The sequence below is a fragment of the Nocardiopsis sp. iso_237 genome (assembly GCF_056173345.1).
This window is the reverse complement of sequence record NZ_CM149669.1, coordinates 2,846,852-2,859,830: the sequence shown is the minus strand read 5'-3', so window position 1 is coordinate 2,859,830 and position 12,979 is coordinate 2,846,852. Positions and strand designations below refer to the sequence as shown.

Genomic DNA, 12,979 nt, shown 5'->3' with positions numbered 1-12,979 from the left:
GCCGGGGCCGACCCGAACCGGGTCGGCCCCGGCCGCGTTCACGGATGGGGGGATCTCACCTACTCGGGGCCGGGGATCGGGTTCCCCACGCGTCGGAGCGGCCCCTGGTCGATGATCGCGAGGCTCTCGGCTCGCAACCGGTCGGCCGTTCCGGCGTCCGCCGCGCGCAGTTCCCGGAGGGCGGTCGAGAGCCTGACCTGACGCTCGGAGACCGCCTCGATCCGCTTCTGGTCGGGGGTGTCCTTCGACCGCTCCTCGTGCTTCGTCCTGGAGAGGACCCCGATGGCGTCCCTGACGAGCTCGGCGAGGATGTCGTGGTCGACCACTTCCTCGTCCCTGCTCTGGGACCTCGGGATGTCGGAGAGTGCGGGGGAGCTTTCGTCGGGTCGCATCCCCGCATCCCATCATCCGTCCCGGTGCGGCACCAGGCCCGTGGAGGGGGTTCCCGCATCGTCCCTGCTCCGTGGACCCTAGTCGTCCCGGCCGGGCTCCCGGCCGTCCTCGGAAGCCCCGCCGTCGTCCGGGCGGTGGCCGTCGTGGTCCTGTTCGGGGCCGTGCGTGCCCTCGCCGCCGGGCATCGGCTCGTCCTGCGGCTCGGCGTCGCTCGGCGCGGAGCCCGCGGACCGCTCGACCTCGTCGGGCAACGGGCCGCCGGGATCGCCCCAGCAGTGCACGTTCCGCAGGTCCGGCATCTTGGCGAGGTTGAACTGCGGGTCCAGCCCGTTGCGGAGCTGGCGGCTGTAGTCACCCAGCAGGCGGAAGGCGATCGTGGACAGCGGTGCGATGGCCAGCAGGTTGACGGTGGCCATGACCCCCATGGCGATGTCCGCGAGGTTCCACACCAGGGTCAGTGGCGCGATGCAGCCGATGAAGATGGAGGCCAGGACGGCGGCCCGGAAATAGGTCAGGTGCCTGTCGTCGGCGTCCAGGAACTGGAGGTTGGACTCACCGTAGTAGTAGTTGCCCAGCAGCGAGGTCCAGGCCAGCAGGAACAGGATGACGGTGAGGGCGTGGATGGCCCAGCCGCCGAGCGAGCTCTGGAGCGCCATCTGGGCGACCACGATCGGCTCCTGACCGGGGACGAACTCGGTGCTGTACAGGAGCACGATGAACGCCGTCACCGAGCAGACCAGCCAGGTGTCGAAGTACACGCCCAGGGTCTGCACCAGGCCCTGCTTGGCCGGGTGGGAGACCGAGGCGGTGGCACCCGCGTTGGGTGCCGAGCCCAGACCCGCCTCGTTGGAGAACATGCCGCGCCGCATCCCCCACAGGATCGCGGTGCCCACGCCGCCCGCGGCCACCTCGCGCAGACCGAAGGCGTGGGCGAAGATGCTGTTGACCACCCCGGGAACGGCGTCGATGTTGACGATGACCACGGCGACGCCGAGGAGGATGTAGAGGATCGCCATCAGGGGGACCAGGCCCTGGGCGACGTTGGCGATGCGCCGCACCCCGCCGAAGATGACCGCTCCGGTCAGCGCGGCCAGCCCGAGGCCGATCACCGCGTCGAACCAGAAGCCGGTGGGGACCCCGAACTCCTCGACCGAGGTGCCGATCGCGCCGGTGATGCCGTTGGCCTGCACCGAGTTGAACACCAGGCTGAAGGTGATGGTGATGATGACCGCGAACAGGACGCCCATCCAGCGGCGTTCGAGTCCGTAGAGCATGTAGTAGGCCGGACCGCCCCGGAAGCCCGTGTCGGTCCGCACCTTGTACAGCTGGGCGAGGGTGGACTCCACGAACGACGCGGCGCCCAGGACCCCGGCCATCAGCCACATCCAGAACACCGCGCCGGGGCCGCCCAGCATGATCGCCAGCGTCACGCCGACGATGTTGCCGGTCCCCACCCGTGAGGCCGCCGAGAGGGCGAAGGCCTGGAAGGCCGAGATCTCCCTGCCGCCGTCGGGAGCCGTCCCCGGGCTGCTCCGCATGACCCGGAACATCTCGGGCAGAAGACGGATCTGGACGAACCCGGACCGCACGGTGAAGTAGATGGCCAGGATGACCAGCAGCGGGATGAGGAAGAAGGTCCAGAAGAAGTCGTTGAGGGCGACCAGAGCGTTGTTGAGGACGGTCACTCGTTCCCCTTCGAGCGGTGTGCGGCCCCGCTTTCGGTATCGGGGTTTTCCGACCAACTGTCCACTTGGGCGGGGGTTTCGGTCGCCTGGGACACGCGAAGGGGCGGTAAAGGACCGTAAACGATGACGAGGCGGGCCCGACCTGTGGTCGGACCCGCCTCGGGTGCCTCAGTGACGCTCGGCGCTAGTGCTGCGGAGCGGAGTCGTAGCGGTCGTTGCGACGCGGGCCGCCACGGTAACCCCCACGGGAGTCCCCGCCACGGGAGTCCCCGCCACGGTAGCCGCCACCGCCGCGACGGTCGCCGCCACGGTAGCCGCCGCCCTCGCCACGGCGCTCGCCGCCACGGTAGCCGCCGCCTTCGCCGCGGTAACCGCCGCCTTCGCCGCGGTAACCGCCGTCACCGCGGTAGCCGCCCTCGCCACGGGACTCGCCGCCACGGTAGCCGCCGCCCTCACCGCGGTCGTTGCGGCGCTCGCCGCCACGGTAACCGCCCTCGCCACGGGACTCGCCGCCACGGTAGCCACCGCCGCCGCGGTAACCGCCGCCACCGCGGTAGCCGCCACCGCCGCCGCCACGGTAACCACCGCGACGGGGGCCGCCACGGCCGCGACGCTCGCGGACGGGCTCCGGCGGCTCGATCCACGGCTCCCAGCTGGGCTCCTTGGCACCAGTCACCTCGGAGAGCAGTTCGTCACCGGGGTTGACCAGGTGCTGCTTGGCGTCGACGCCGGCGTCGCTGAGCAGACGTCGGGCCATGCGGCGCTGGTTGGGAGCGACCAGGGAGACCACGGCGCCCGAGGAACCGGCGCGGGCGGTCCGGCCGCCACGGTGCAGGTAGTCCTTGTGGCCGGTGGGCAGGTCGATGTTGACGACCAGGTCGATGCCGTCGACGTGGATGCCGCGGGCGGCGACGTCGGTGGCGACCAGGGCCTGGATCTTGCCCTCACGGAACTTGGCCAGGGTGCGCGTGCGCACGCTCTGGGTCTTGCCGCCGTGCAGGGAGGCGCAGGGCACACCGGCCTCGATCAGCTGCTCGCTGATGGTGTCGGCGCGGTACTTGCTGCGCACGAACAGGATGGTGCGTCCGTCGCGCGCGGCGATCTGGGCGACGATCTTGTTCTTGTCCCGGGGCAGCACCTTGAGCAGGTGGTGCTCCATGGTGGTGACCTGGGAGACCGGCGGGTCCACGGAGTGGGTCTGCGGGTCCTTCATGTAGCGGCGGACCAGCTTGTCCACGTCACCGTCGAGGGTGGCGGAGAAGAGCAGGGTCTGGCCGTCGGGGCGCACCTGGTCGAGGAGCTCGCTGACCTGCGGCATGAAGCCCATGTCGCACATCTGGTCGGCCTCGTCCAGCACCGAGATCTCGACGTCGCCCAGGTCGCAGGCGCCCTGGTCGATGAGGTCGGTGAGACGGCCCGGGGTGGCGACCAGCAGGTCGACACCGCGCCGGAGCTCGTTGATCTGTCGGGTGTAGGAGCTGCCGCCGACGACGTCGCCGACCTTGACGCCCAGGACGCGGGCGTAGATGCGCAGGGCGTCGCGCACCTGGTGCGCGAGCTCGCGGGTGGGGACCAGGATCAGGGCCCGGGGGCGGTTGGCGGCGGCGCGCTGCTCGGCGCAGCGCATCAGGACCGGCAGGCCGAAGGCCAGGGTCTTGCCCGATCCGGTGCGCCCGCACCCGAGGACGTCACGGCCCTCGATGGCGTCGGGAATGGTCGCGGCCTGGATCGGGAACGGGTTGGTCACACCGTTCTTGGCCAGCTCGTCGACGATGTCCTTGGGAAGCCCCAGGCTGTCGAAAGCGGGCATTACGGCAGTGTCCGTCGTCAAGTGACGTGTACCTTCCTCATCGTTTGGCGGCGTTTCGAGGAAGGCTCCACACGGTCACAGCGGACCCAGCGAAGAAATCACACAAACGCGCCTGATCACACGCGGAAGCGGCCCTGGCTGTGTGGGCTCGTGTGCTCTTCGGGTCAAGAGTGATGTCGAACGTCGTCGACACGCTCTCCGCGTCTTGGCGGCCCGGCGCGCTCGGATGCGCGCGGCATTCATCGACCGCTTGCAGCAGCGTACTAGAGATCATTCGAAAGCGGGGACGGGATGGGGGTTTTTCACCGGTGATACCGGTCTCCCCCCACCCGTCCCCCCTGCTCCGTCAGGCTCCCGGCGCCATGGCCCCGGCCAGGGCGGTGAGGCGTCCCACCTGGGCACGGCGCTCGGCGGCGCACTGCTCTTCGAGGGTGTTGTCCCCGGCCTGCTGGAGGAGCGCCTTGGTCGCGACGGCGGCCTCGGGGTTGGTGGCCAGCAGTGCGGCGACGGCGTCGTCCACGGCGCCGTCGAGCTCGTCGACACCGACGACCAGGGTGGCCAGACCGAGCTCGCGGGCCTCCTCGGCGCCGACCTTGCGGGCGGTCAGGCAGATCTCGGTGGCGCGGTGCACGCCCACGATGTCCACCAGGGGCTTGGTGCCGGTGAGGTCCGGCACCAGCCCCAGTGCGGGCTCCTTCATGCAGAACCGCGCGTCGTCGGCGAGGATGCGCAGGTCACAGGAGAGCGCCAGCTGGAAACCGGCGCCGATGGCGTGGCCGCGCACCGCCGCGATGGTGACCAGGTCCGGTCGGCGCAGCCAGAGGAACCCCTGCTGGAGCTCGGAGATGTAGGCGTCCAGGTCGGCCTCGTCGGCGGAACCGTCCGCGAGCCCGGCGACGATCGAGCGCTCCCCGTCCACTCCCTCGGGGGTGAACATGTTGAGGTCGATCCCCGCGGAGAAGATGTCCCCCTCCCCGGCGATGACGACAATTCGGACATCGTCCGGGAGTGCCTGGCCGATGTGGGCCAGGGTGGTCCAGGTGCGTCCGGTCATCGCGTTGCGGCGCTCCGGGCGACTGATGGTGACGCGGGCGACCGCGCCCTCGACCGTGAGCCCCAGTCCGGCCCGGGTCAGCTCCTCCCCGGTGGGCAGTTCCTGTCTCCCGGACTCCCGCGGGTCCTGTGCCATGGGTTCCTCCGTCGCGTCGGTTGGCTACCCACTGACCCTACTCGCCGGTAACCCCGGGCTCACCGCCGGGATCAGGCCTTGCGTGTCGCCCCACCGCGCCCCCGGAGCTCCACTCCGGCCTCGCTCAGCAACCGGTGCACGAAACCGTAGGAACGACCGGTCGCGGCCGCCAGACTGCGGATGCTCTCACCCTCGTCGTAGCGGCGCCTGAGCTGTGCGGCCAGCTCGGAACGGTCCGCTCCCGACACTCGGGTGCCCTTCCTCAACGCGTCACTCACAGTTCTCTTCCCTTCCACGGTGGTGGGGTCTCCCACCGTCCGGAACCACTGCCATGATCGGACATCCCTTTCACGCCCCGCCACATTCGCCCGGCGCCACGCCGATCGGGCCGGGTTTCGGAAGACCGCTAACCAGGCCCGAAATGTGGCCGAGTGAACCTCCCGGTGGTCTGGGCGTCGCCGCCGCCCAGGCACGGCCCGGCGCGCACCGTCCCCGGACACGCGGAGGACCCCGGCCCGCGAAGGGCCGGGGTCCTCCGGCGCGTGGGCCCGACGGATCAGGCCAGCGCGATGAGGTCCTCGAAGTCGGCGTTCCACACGTCCTCGACACCGTCGGGCAGCATGATGACGCGCTCGGGCTGGAGGGCCTCCACCGCGCCCTCGTCGTGTGTCACCAGGACGATCGCGCCCTTGTAGTTGCGCAGCGCCGCCAGGATCTCCTCGCGACTGGCCGGGTCCAGGTTGTTCGTGGGCTCGTCCAGCAGCAGCACGTTGGCGCTGGAGACCACCAGGGTGGCCAGGGCCAGCCGGGTCTTCTCCCCACCGGAGAGCACACCTGCGGGCTTGCTCACGTCGTCACCGGTGAACAGGAACGACCCCAGGGTCTTGCGCGCCTCGACCTCGGGCAGGTTCGGGGCCGCGCTCATCATGTTCTCCAGCACGCTCCGGTCCACGTCCAGGGTCTCGTGCTCCTGCGCGTAGTAGCCGAGCTTGAGCCCGTGCCCCGGGACGACCTCACCGGTGTCGGGTTCCTCGACACCGCCGAGCAGCCGCAGCAGGGTCGTCTTGCCCGCGCCGTTCAGGCCCAGGATGACGACGCGGCTGCCACGGTCGATGGCCAGGTCCACACCGGCGAAGATCTCCAGCGAACCGTAGGACTTGGACAACCCCTCGGCCGTCAGCGGCGTGCGACCGCTGGGCGCCGGGTCCGGGAAGCGCAGCTTGGCGACCTTGTCGGACTGGCGCACCCCCGCGACCCCGTCCAACAGCCTGTCGGCGCGGTTGAGCATCTGCTGCGCAGCGCGCGCCTTGGAGGCCTTGGCCCGGAACCGGTCCGCCTGCTTGCGCAGGGTGTCGGCCTGCTTCTCCGCGTTGGCCAGCTCCCGGCGGCGACGGCGCTCGTCGGCCTCCCGCTGGGACAGGTACAGCTTCCAGCCCATGTTGTAGATGTCGATGGTGCTGCGGTTGGCGTCCAGGTAGAACACCTTGTTGACCACGTGCTCGACCAGTTCCACGTCGTGGCTGATCACGATGAGCCCGCCCTGGTGGTGCTTGAGGAAGTCGCGCAGCCAGACGATGGAGTCGGCGTCCAGGTGGTTGGTGGGCTCGTCCAGCAGCAGCGTGTCCGCACCGCTGAACAGGATGCGGGCCAGCTCCACCCGGCGGCGCTGACCACCGGAGAGCGTGTGCAGCGGCTGGGACAGCACCTTGTCCGGCAGGCCCAGGCTGGAGGCGATGGCGGCGGCCTCGGACTCGGCGGCGTACCCGCCCAGCACGTGGAGGCGCTCCTCCCAGCGGGCGTACTGGCGCACTCCCTTGTTGCGGGTCTTCTCGTGGTCGCTGGCCATCTTCTTCTCGGCCTCGCGCAGACCGTTGAGGGCCTCGTCGATCCCGCGCGCGGACAGGACCCGGTCCTTGGCGATCACGTCGAGGTCGCCGGTGCGCGGATCCTGCGGCAGATAGCCGATGCTGCCGGAGCTGGTGACCGTGCCGCCGGTGGGCAGCCCCTCCCCCGCGAGCACCTTGGTCATGGTGGTCTTGCCCGCACCGTTGCGGCCGACCAGTCCGATCCGGTCCCCCGCGGCGACGCGGAAGGTCGTCGGCTCCAGCAGGAGTCGAGGTCCGACGCGCAGTTCGAGGTCGGTGGCGATCAACATGGGTGGGGCATCCTCAAAGGTGGTGGTCCGGCGGGTTCGGGGCGGTCGGGACACGCGCGGTACCGGCCCCGGCGGGGGCTGGTTCGGCGGTGGCGCCGCGACGGGGCGACGGCGGACGTGTCCTCGGGACCGGCCGACCCAGCCTAACGGCATGGAGCGGGGACGGTGCGAGGGATTTTCCCCACGGTGCGGCCCGGACACGGGTGCGCCCCCGACCCCACAACGGGGCCGGGGGCGCGACGCATTCCCGCGGGAGGGGGTCGCGGGACGGGTCACTCCCTCCCGGGGGTGTCCTCGCGTGCCGTGGTGTCCGGTGCCGGGGCGACGACCACGACCGCCGTCTCCTGCTCCGGTGGAGCAGTCGAGGAGCCCTCCGGAACCTCCGCGCGGCCGCTGTCCTCCTGTTGCGCGGGCGGGCGGTTGCGCAGCAGGGCGGCGAGCACGGCCGCGACCGGGGTGGCCAGGAACATGCCCGGGATGTTGCCCAGGATGCCGCCCGCCGTGATGGCGATCAGCACGATGGGCGAGGGGAGCTCCAGGGCCTGGCCGTAGATTCGGGGCGCGAAGATGCTGCTCTCCGCCTGCTGGACCACGACGACCGCCGCCACGATGATCAGGGCGACCACCCAGCCCTCGGCGACCAGGGCCACCAGTGCGGCCAGGAGGCCGGTGAGGAAGGCGCCGATGACCGGGAGGAACGCGCCCACGAAGGTGAGCACGATCAGCGGGATCGCGAGGTTCACGTCCAGGAAGATGAGCAGGACGATGCCGATGCCCACGGCGTCGATGAAGCCGACCATCGCCACTCCGCGCACGTAGCGGCCCATCACGCCGTAGGCCACACCGCTGGCGTGCCGCAGGCCCGGGCGGGACTTCGGCGGCAGCAGCGTGACGAACCAGTCGATCAGCTTGTCGCCCGAGTGCACGAAGTACACGGTGAGGGCGATGATCAGCACCAGGCTGATCAGGATCTGGAGGACTGCCGCACCGGCGGTCCAGGCGCCGTTGACCAGCTCCTGGGTGTTGTCGGTGATCATCCCCTGGATCTGGTCCCAGGCGTTGGTGAACGCGTTGGTGATGAAGGCCGGGTCCGCCTCCAGACCGAAGGGGAGTTCGATCTGGAGTTCCTGGAGCCCGGTGAGGGCACTGGAGACGCTGGCGATCATCCCGTCGAAGCCCTGTATGGCCGGCTGGATGATCATCGTGATCACGCCGCCGAGGACGACCAGGGCGGTGAGGACGGAGACGGCGGTGGAGGAGCCGCGGCCCATCCCCTTGCTCCGCAGCCACTTGGCCAGCGGCATGAGCAGCGCGGTGACGAACACCGCGATGATGATCGGGAGGGTGACGACGGACAGGTAGATGACGGCGTAGACGAGCAGTCCCGCCACGACCCCGATGATGAGCATCCGCCAGGCGACGTCGCTGACCACCCTGAGCAGGTCGCCCGCGCCCACGTCCTCGGGTTCGGGGGCGGGTTCCTCGACCACCTCGGGTTCGGCTTCGGCGGCCTTCTCCTGCGCCTCGATCTGGGCGAGGCGCTCGGCTCGGGCTCGGCGGGCGACGAGCCACCTGTTCAGGAGCGCCCACACTCCCGGCCGCTGGGCTTGCACATGGACTCCGATCTATGGATTGCTGCGCGGTGACCGCTCCGGAGGCGACGGCCACGTGATGACACTGTTCCGGGGGATGTGGGAGGGGATGTCAGGGAGATGCACCGGCGGGCGTTCTGGTTCCGCCGGACGTCGTGGGAGGTCGGCCGGTCGCACGGAACCGCTCGACCCCCTCGGGGCCGAACGGTTCCGGTGGGGCCGGTCGTCTCAGAACTGCCAGGGTTCCCGGGGGTGGCCGGCGCGCACGATCTCGTTGCCGAACGGGGCCAGGGCCACCGGGATCATCTTGAGCGAGGCCCACGCCATCGGGATGCCGATGATGGTGATCGCCAGGGCGAGCGCGGTGGTGATGTGGCCGATGGTCAGCCACCAGCCGGCGACGATCAGCCAGATGACGTTCATGACGGTGGTGCCGCCGCCGGAACCGGGCCTGCGCACGAGGTCGCGACCGAAGGGCCAGATGGCGTAGCTGGCCATACGGAAGGACGCGATACCGAAGGGGATCGTGACGATGAGGAGGCAGCAGATGAGGCCGGCGATGACGTAGCCGACTGCCAGCCAGAATCCGGCGACGAAGAGCCAGATGATGTTCAGGATGAGCCTCAAGAGGGCCACGGTGTTCGTCTCCTTGGTTCGGTCCCGTGCTTGTCCGGTCCCGTGGGCGGGTGGTGCGCGTTCCCTCGGGAAAGAACGGAGAACGAGCGCACCCTGTTTTCTATCGTCTGGGACGCGGACGCACCATGACCTGTTCCTCCCTGTTTCCCTGATCCTTCCCCTAAGGGGCGTCCTGGACCGGGGGACCCGGATCCTGGCGGGAGGGGCGACGCGGCGGCCGGGGGTCCGGGGGTGCCGCGGGCCCGCGCGCGGGTTGGGAGGGGGCTCGGGGGGACGGCGCGCCATGAGGCGCCACGCGATACACCGACCCTACTGGCAAGGCGGTTCGGCTCCCGGAGCCCGTCGCACTGTGTGAGGACATACGGTCACACCCAATCTCGCGAGCATGGGCAGACCACAATGTGATCGGCGCATCAGGAGGACCCCCTAGGCAGGAGGGACATCGCCCCATACGATGTGCTGTGTCCTTCGCAAGACGGTAGTTCTGGCGATTTGCGACAGAATCTGACAGACAACCAGAGACCGGACGCCAAGCATCAGGTTTCGGTAACGGTTGGATGAGCAATTTCTCCACCCCCCGTGCAGGATCGGGAGTGGGGATGGCATGATTACGTACCGGCACAGACGGAGACTGTCACCGCCTCCGCGGCCGTTCGCGTGAGAGCACCCCTTCATCGGCAGGCATCGCCTCCGTGATGGCGCTTCTCGTGGTCTCAGCCACACCGGGGAACAACGTCAACACCGCTCGACGTTTGCGTCGTGCGGGGTGCCTCACGCCGCATGACCAACTTTTGGTGACTGAAGCTTTTTCAGACAGCTTACTAGTGATTTCAGTAGAGGTGGTTCAAGCATGTCTCAGGTACGTCGGCAGGCCGCGCTGCGCCCCCGCCCGAGCTGGGGGTGGCAGGATGCCGCCGCGTGCCGGGGCGAGGACCTTGTGCTCTTCTTCGGCCCCGATGGCGAACGCCAGCCGGAGCGGGAGATTCGCGAGCGCAAGGCCAAGGAGATCTGTGCGGCCTGCCCGGTGCGGACCGACTGCCTGGACTATGCGATCTCGCGTCCGGAGAAGTACGGCACCTGGGGCGGACTGAACGAGGACGAGCGCGCCTCCGAGCGCCGTCGCCGCATGCGCCGCGCCAACGCCGCCTAGAGTTCCCGCCGAGCGGATCTCTCCCCGCTGGCCCCGGCCCCGATAACCCGCGGCGCCCCGACGTAGTACGTCGAGGGCGCCGCGGGTTTTCTCGTTTCCGCGTTCCTCCCGGGCGGACGCCACCGGCACCCGGCCCCGCGGCCGGAACGGGGCTCACCCCGGCCCGCGTGACAGGTACCGGTCGAACCAGTCCAGCGTCTCCACCGCCACCTGACGCCACCCGAGGTCTCCCCGCAGCAGCTGTTCGGCCCCGGACACCACCCTCAGCTCGGAGCTCCCGCCCAACCGGCCCCGGGTCCACTCACCCAGCTCACGGACGAAGGAGTCCCCGCTCTCCAGCAGGACCAGGGTCGGCGCCCGCACCGACGACAGGTGCGGTTCCGCGCGGTCGACGCGTCCGCCGTGCACCACCACCGCGCCCACGTCCTCCGGCCGCTGCCCGGCCGTCACCAGGGCGGCCGGGGCGGCGGGCCCCGAACCCAGCAGGCCGAGGGGTTCGCTGGCCGCGTCGGTGGCGCGCCGCAGCCAGGTGACCGCCGCGCTCAGCCTCTCCCCCAGCACACCGGTGTCGGTCTCCCCGCCGCCCTCCGCGCCGTCGTCGGCCCGTTCCTCACCCGTGAGCAGATCCAGCAGCAGGGTCGCGTACCCCGCGCGGCGCAGGGACGAGGCGGTCGCCCTCCACCGGGGGTCGGCCTGGCCCTCTCCGAAGGCCATCACCACCGCGCCGCGCAGCGCCGTGGGCATCGTGAGGTCGCCGTCCAGGTAGACCTGGCCCGCGCGGATCCGCACCCCCCGCGAGACGTCGGGCCCCCGTGGGAGACGTTCGCGTTCGGAGAGGATCTGGATGACCCTGCCGTCGGACAGCTGGTCGAAGTCCCGGTACCACTCCCCCACGGCCTGGAAGTTCTCCGGCGCGGACAGCACGACCACGTCGTCGGCCTCCTCCTGGAGCGCCTCCAACGCCTCCGGCGCCGCCACCGGCACGGCCAGGACCAGACGCGACGGACCCGCCTGGCGCAGCATGCGCAGTGCCGCGCGGGCGGTGCCGCCGGTGGCGACCCCGTCGTCGACGACCACGCAGTCGCGGCCGGCGATCCTCGGCGACGGGCGGTCCCCCCGGTAGGCCTGGCGTCTGCGGTCGAGTTCGTCCCGCTCGGAGGCCACGGTGTCGGACAGCGCCTGACGGGGCACCCGCATCCGGGCCAGGGCGCGGTCGTCGTAGATGACCTGTCCGTCCTCGGCGATCGCGCCCACCCCGGTCTCGGGATGACCGGGCAGGCCGATCTTGCGGACCATGAGCACGTCGAAGTCGGCGTCCAGGCGTTCCGCGAGTTCCGCTCCGACCGGGACGCCGCCACGCGGCAGGGCCAGCACGATCGGGTCGTTGACGGCGTAGGGGCGCACCCTCTCCGCGAGGTGTCGTCCGGCCTCGGAACGGTCGGTGAAGGGCAGTGAGACGGGTACCGGGTTCATGTCCTCACCGGCGCCAGGGCCGCGGAGCCCGACGCCGCTCCTTCCGGCAGTGTGGAGTGGGCCGCGGAAAAGTGGTACCGGCATACCCCGCCTCATACGGGTCGCAACCCCGCGCAGGGGCAAAAACCACCCCGGCCCGGTGCCCCCGGGAGCGGTCAGCGCCCCCGGGACCCGCCGCGCAGCACCGCCATCAGGAGGGCGTCGTGGCGGCGCCCCTCCCAGAGCAGGGCGTCGCGGAGCCGCCCCTCCACGTAGAAGCCGCAGGAACGGTAGACGGCGATGGCGCGCATGTTGAAGGCGTAGACGTACAGCCAGACCCGGTGCAGCCCGATCTGCTCGAACGCGTACTCCAGGACCAGTTGGGTGGCCTCCCGTCCCAGTCCCTGGCCGGTGAACTCGATCGCGGACAGGGCGATGCGGTACCCGGCGGTCTCGTTCTCGGGTGAGACCGCGTAGATGGACAACTCGCCCAGGTAGCGGCCGTCCCGGGGCGCGATGATGGCCAGGTCCAGCCGGTCGGTGCGGCCCGCGCGGCTCTCGCACCACTCGCGCGCCTGTTGGTAGGTGATGTGGCCGTGGGATCCGGTGAGCCGTCGGACCTCCTCGTCGAGGCCCGCCGCGAAATAGGCGTCCGTGTGCTCTGGCCCGAGGGGCACCAGTCGTACGCTCTTCCCGGTCAACGTGGGCGTCTCTCGCAGCGCGCTCGTTCTGATCATGTGATCTTCCGGTTCCGACCGGGACCGTCGGGGCACGGCGCGTCCCGGTGTGGGGGAGTCGGCGGGCAGGGGTCGCCTACGCGGGAGCGGGCCGCGGGGCGGGCCGGTGTCAGGGGCCTCTGGCGGGAGGAGGGGCGGGGGCGCGGGTGGGACCTCCGGGGTTCCACGTCGACGGGGGCG

11 protein-coding genes are annotated in these 12,979 nt (G+C 70.5%); 1 reads left to right on the top strand and 10 read right to left on the bottom strand.

The annotated features are described in order from the left end of the window. Positions 1 to 59 precede the first annotated feature (59 nt). The 8 genes from AC0VYM_RS13095 to AC0VYM_RS13060 all read right to left on the bottom strand — a co-directional run bounded on the left by AC0VYM_RS13095 (position 60) and on the right by AC0VYM_RS13060 (position 9,460). On the bottom strand, positions 60 to 392 hold the full coding sequence (locus tag AC0VYM_RS13095) for a hypothetical protein (protein ID WP_475462543.1): 333 nt from the start codon (positions 390 to 392) through the stop codon (positions 60 to 62). A gap of 78 nt (positions 393 to 470) precedes the next feature. After that, positions 471 to 2,078, bottom strand: coding sequence for an alanine/glycine:cation symporter family protein (locus AC0VYM_RS13090; RefSeq protein ID WP_475462542.1), 1,608 nt, complete (start codon positions 2,076 to 2,078; stop codon positions 471 to 473). 184 nt (positions 2,079 to 2,262) lie between these two features. After that, positions 2,263 to 3,888, bottom strand: coding sequence for a DEAD/DEAH box helicase (locus AC0VYM_RS13085; RefSeq protein ID WP_475462541.1), 1,626 nt, complete (start codon positions 3,886 to 3,888; stop codon positions 2,263 to 2,265). 346 nt (positions 3,889 to 4,234) lie between these two features. Next, positions 4,235 to 5,077 carry an enoyl-CoA hydratase/isomerase family protein gene (locus AC0VYM_RS13080; RefSeq protein WP_475462540.1) on the bottom strand — a complete coding sequence of 281 codons (843 nt, stop codon included), beginning with the start codon at positions 5,075 to 5,077 and terminating at the stop codon, positions 4,235 to 4,237. A gap of 71 nt (positions 5,078 to 5,148) precedes the next feature. Continuing rightward, a complete protein-coding gene (locus tag AC0VYM_RS13075; RefSeq protein ID WP_475462539.1) occupies positions 5,149 to 5,355 on the bottom strand; it encodes a helix-turn-helix domain-containing protein in 207 nt (68 codons plus the stop codon). A 278-nt stretch (positions 5,356 to 5,633) separates the two neighbouring features. Next, positions 5,634 to 7,232, bottom strand: coding sequence for an ABC-F family ATP-binding cassette domain-containing protein (locus AC0VYM_RS13070; protein WP_475462538.1), 1,599 nt, complete (start codon positions 7,230 to 7,232; stop codon positions 5,634 to 5,636). 272 nt (positions 7,233 to 7,504) lie between these two features. Continuing rightward, a complete protein-coding gene (locus AC0VYM_RS13065; protein ID WP_475463025.1) occupies positions 7,505 to 8,824 on the bottom strand; it encodes an AI-2E family transporter in 1,320 nt (439 codons plus the stop codon). A gap of 228 nt (positions 8,825 to 9,052) precedes the next feature. Next, entirely contained in the window at positions 9,053 to 9,460 is a 408-nt protein-coding gene (locus AC0VYM_RS13060) for a YccF domain-containing protein (RefSeq protein ID WP_475462537.1), read from the bottom strand. Positions 9,461 to 10,310: 850 nt separating this feature from the next. On the opposite strand from AC0VYM_RS13060, the gene AC0VYM_RS13055 reads away from it, so the two are divergent. Further along, positions 10,311 to 10,610, top strand: coding sequence for a WhiB family transcriptional regulator (locus tag AC0VYM_RS13055; protein WP_017588640.1), 300 nt, complete (start codon positions 10,311 to 10,313; stop codon positions 10,608 to 10,610). 153 nt (positions 10,611 to 10,763) lie between these two features. On the opposite strand, the gene AC0VYM_RS13050 is transcribed toward AC0VYM_RS13055, so the two are convergent. Further along, the gene (locus tag AC0VYM_RS13050) at positions 10,764 to 12,083 is read right to left on the bottom strand and encodes a phosphoribosyltransferase family protein (protein WP_475462536.1); all 1,320 of its coding nucleotides are present in this window, start codon (positions 12,081 to 12,083) and stop codon (positions 10,764 to 10,766) included. A gap of 155 nt (positions 12,084 to 12,238) precedes the next feature. Continuing rightward, positions 12,239 to 12,799, bottom strand: a complete 561-nt coding sequence (locus AC0VYM_RS13045) for a GNAT family N-acetyltransferase (RefSeq protein ID WP_475462535.1) — start codon at positions 12,797 to 12,799, stop codon at positions 12,239 to 12,241. Positions 12,800 to 12,979: the final 180 nt, after the last annotated feature.

Excerpts from the sequence above, each read along its gene's own strand:
- AC0VYM_RS13095 (WP_475462543.1), bottom strand. The coding sequence starts at position 392 with ATGCGACCCGACGAAAGCTCCCCCGCACTCTCCGACATCCCGAGGTCC.
- AC0VYM_RS13085 (WP_475462541.1), bottom strand. The coding sequence starts at position 3,888 with ATGCCCGCTTTCGACAGCCTGGGGCTTCCCAAGGACATCGTCGACGAG.
- AC0VYM_RS13080 (WP_475462540.1), bottom strand. The coding sequence starts at position 5,077 with ATGGCACAGGACCCGCGGGAGTCCGGGAGACAGGAACTGCCCACCGGG.
- AC0VYM_RS13070 (WP_475462538.1), bottom strand. The coding sequence starts at position 7,232 with ATGTTGATCGCCACCGACCTCGAACTGCGCGTCGGACCTCGACTCCTG.
- AC0VYM_RS13055 (WP_017588640.1), top strand. The coding sequence starts at position 10,311 with ATGTCTCAGGTACGTCGGCAGGCCGCGCTGCGCCCCCGCCCGAGCTGG.
- AC0VYM_RS13050 (WP_475462536.1), bottom strand. The coding sequence starts at position 12,083 with ATGAACCCGGTACCCGTCTCACTGCCCTTCACCGACCGTTCCGAGGCC.
- AC0VYM_RS13045 (WP_475462535.1), bottom strand. The coding sequence starts at position 12,799 with ATGATCAGAACGAGCGCGCTGCGAGAGACGCCCACGTTGACCGGGAAG.